Source organism: Actinoplanes sp. NPDC048791, from assembly GCF_040650095.1.
GTDB lineage: Bacteria > Actinomycetota > Actinomycetes > Mycobacteriales > Micromonosporaceae > Actinoplanes.
The window spans coordinates 1-3,357 of record NZ_JBEZGQ010000912.1 but is presented as its reverse complement, the minus strand read 5'-3'; the positions used below and the strand labels follow the sequence as shown (position 1 = coordinate 3,357).

The 3,357-nt window shown below is 73.2% G+C and carries 3 protein-coding genes; 1 reads left to right on the top strand and 2 read right to left on the bottom strand.

Annotated features, from left to right (window positions below):
* Positions 1 to 25: 25 nt before the first annotated feature.
* The gene (ricT, locus tag AB0C29_RS39595) at positions 26 to 862 is read right to left on the bottom strand and encodes a regulatory iron-sulfur-containing complex subunit RicT (protein WP_360550984.1); all 837 of its coding nucleotides are present in this window, start codon (positions 860 to 862) and stop codon (positions 26 to 28) included.
* Between the two features lie 151 nt (positions 863 to 1,013).
* Between ricT and AB0C29_RS39590 the strand changes: the two genes are divergently transcribed.
* Positions 1,014 to 2,693, top strand: coding sequence for a hypothetical protein (locus tag AB0C29_RS39590; protein ID WP_360831867.1), 1,680 nt, complete (start codon positions 1,014 to 1,016; stop codon positions 2,691 to 2,693).
* A 189-nt stretch (positions 2,694 to 2,882) separates the two neighbouring features.
* Here AB0C29_RS39590 and AB0C29_RS39585 read toward each other — a convergent pair.
* On the bottom strand, positions 2,883 to 3,357 hold a 475-nt coding region (locus tag AB0C29_RS39585), incomplete at its 5' end, for a hypothetical protein (RefSeq protein ID WP_360831864.1).

The window sequence follows — 3,357 nt, the reverse complement described above, 5'->3', positions numbered from 1 at the left end:
GCCGCCGGGCCGCCGGGCGGGCCGCTCAGGAGTACTGCTCGTCGTGGGCCTGGCGCGGGCCGCACACCGATGCCCGGCTGCACGAGCAGCGCGAGCCGTCCGCGTCCATCCTGACCACGACCGCGTCCTTCGGGACGCTGTGGGCCACGACCCTGCCGTCGCCCTCCGGGGTCGTCACCCGGCTGCCCACGGCCGGCGCCGACGCCTGGAACTTCTGGTACAGGGGGTGTTCGTACTTGAGGCAGCACATCAGGCGACCGCACGCGCCGGAGATGCGCAGCGGGTTCAGGGGGAGGTCCTGGTCCTTGGCCATCCGGATCGTCACCGGCTCGAAGTCCGTCAGGAACGTCGCGCAGCACAGGTCCCGGCCGCAGGAGCCGATGCCGCCCTGGACCCGGGCCGAGTCGCGGGCCGACAGCTGGCGCAGCTCCACCCGGCAGTGCAGGGTCGCTCCGAGGTCGCGGACCAGGGAACGGAAGTCCACCCGGTGCGGGGCCGTGAAGTAGATCGTGGTGCGGGCGCCGCCCGTACCGGCCTGCTCCAGGACGTGGTCCACGGCCACGACCTTCATCGGGAGCTCGTGGGCCTTGATCAGTTTCTTGGCCGCGACCTTCGCCTCGGCCTTGCGTTTGCGCAGCAGCTCGTCGCGGCGCAGGTCGCGGTCGTCGGCGAGGCCGGCGACCTTGGGGAAACCGTCCGTGTCCTCGCTGACCCACTGCGCCGCCCAGACGCATTCCGCCACCTCGGGCCCGTCGTCGGTCGGGACCAGCACGCGGTCACCGACCTGGGGCGAGAACTCACCCGGGTCGAGGTAGTAGAGACGGCCGTAGCGGTTGAAGCTGACGGCGCACAGCATGCCCATGACCCCACCCTACGGCGACGGACCGGCGGTGCGAAATAGCGCAGAACTACATAGATCAGCGCAACCCCTGGCATTGACTCTCGTTGGGCCATCCCGTAGACGCCGCTCATTGCGGTGATCCTTGGGGGAGGACTTTTTCATGATGCCCGCCGTGCCAGCACGGGTTGATCTTGTGACACCCGCCGAGCCCGACCAGGGCGTTCCCAGCACCACCCGGGCCCGGCTCAAAGCCGCCGCGCTCGGGGTGGTCGGGGCCCTGCTCGTGCCGCTGCCCGCGGCCGCCGCGCCCGCACCCTGCGAACAAGCCCTGCGGTACGCCGCCCAGTCCGGCACCCAGCTCATGCGCATCGCCGACCTCGACCTCGGCCCGGCCGGCCGCGACGACCAGCCGATCAAGGACGTCGGCGTGGGCGACGCCAAATCCGCCCTGGTCGCCCAGGCCCCCGTCAACGCCGCGGCGCTGGGCCGGGTCCTCGACGGCGGCCCAGCGGACCAGAAGGCGCTCGCCCAGGTGCTGCAGCAGACGGCTCCGCCCAGCCACAAGAAGCCCGAGCAGCGCAGGCATGCGGCCACCGAGGTGGGCCCGTTCCGGCTCGGCGCGAGTGAGCTGAGCGTGCAGGCCCAGTGGGACCCCAGGATGGCCTGCGGCAACGTTGCCGGTGAGGCGACCCGGGCCGAGGCGGTGCTGCGGCGGGCGGGGGTGCTCGACGGCGGGGATGCCGCGCTGGTTCGCGTACCCGGAAAGGTCTCGGGCCTGAGCACGACGGCGATGGAGCGGCGCGGGCCGGCCGCGCGGGCTGTCGCGGCGGCCTCCATGGCCGGCGGCAAGGTGCAGCTGCTGGGCGGGAAGGTCACGATCAAGGTGGTCAAGCCGCCGTCGCTGCTGGCCACGATGTCGGCCGCGGACGGCGGCGAGGTGCGGTACGAGCCGGCGGTGATCGAGGTGTCCGGGGAGGGGTTCGAGACCGCTCGGCTGGACACCGCGGGCGACAACGTGGAGCTGCGGCTGGACGAGAACGGCGAGGCGGTACCCGGACAGGGCGGGGCCCGAAAGGACGAAGCCGAGAGCGGCAAGGACTACAACGGCTCGGCTCACAACGATGGCGCCTTCGATGGCGGCAGCCCGGCCTACCGCCTCGCTGCCCAGCGCGACCCGGAGAACGGCAAGGCCCACAACCCCGGCAACCGCGCGGACAAGGACAAAAACGGCAACGGCGGCGACGGCAAGGCGGGCCCCGACGACAAGCGCGTCCACAAGGGCGGGAGCGAGGCACCTGGCGCGAGCAACGACAACGTTCGCAAGCCCGGCGCGCCCGCCAGTGATCATGACAAGAACGGCAAGGGACTCTTCTCCAGCCTCCCCGGAACCGGCGCGCTCAGCCCCGCCTCGCCGCTCCCCCTGCCGACCATCCCCGGTGTCCCGCCGATCGCCGACCCCGGCCAGGGCACCGAGGCCGCGCCGGCCACCGGTCCCGGCACGACCGTCGCGGTCTCGCTCGGCGACGTGCGCCAGGCCGTCTCCGGTCACGCCATTGCCGCGAAGGCCACCGCGATGACCATCGCGATCACCAAGGGCCCGGACCGCCAGGCGTACGGCGACAGCACCCCCAACCGCACCGGCGTAGTCCTGGACCTCGACATGGGACTGCTCGAAGTGGCCGCCGTGGCCCCCGAACCCGCGGCCGGTCCGTCGGGCGTGGTCAGCGGCGACGGCGGTGGCCTGCCGATCACCGGTCCGCGGGTGGACGTGCTGGCGCTGGCCGGCGTCGCACTGCTGATCGCGGGCGCGGCAGCTCTGATCTTCGGTATGCGCGGCCGCCCTCGCCCCTGACCTGCGGCCTCGGCCACAAGGTGACAACTGCCGTCCGCAGGTGCTGTTCTGCCCGGACGAGCGGCTCGTTCCCCGGCCGCCCGGGCGACAAAGGTCCACCGCAGGCGTTGAGTGTGACGTGGACCTGCGGGGGGTGCAGGGGACGCGGCGCCGCGCTCGGAACCGGCTATCCGAGCGTGGCGCCCGTCGTCACCGCACCGCCACCAGTGGTTCGGCCAGGTGGGCCGAGGTGTGCAACAGTTCCGCGCCCGGCTCGTACGCGTCGGCGACCGCCCGCAGCACCTTCACCGCGATGTCCGCCGCCGCTTCCTGCTCGCGGGGCGTGGCGAGGTCCATTTCGGTCGCGGCCAGGGTCACCGCTTCGGCGGAGCTGAGCACCTCGGTCAGGACCTCCGCCAGGGAGTCGCGGGCCGACCGCATCCAGGTGACCAGCGAGTCCGCCAGGTCCGCCGACGCCTGCAACCGTTCGTCGAGGCTTTCCGGGCCGCCGCTGAGGTGTGCTGCCGCGCGCTGCCGGGCCACGTCGTACGCCTCGGCCGCCGCCCCGGTCCACTCCCCCGGGCCCGGCAGGGATGCCGCGAGCACCGCATAGGCCCGGGCGTCCGCGCGCAGCTCGGGCGCCGCCTCCCCGAGCTCGTCGGGTCGCAGCACTGCCACCGCCCGC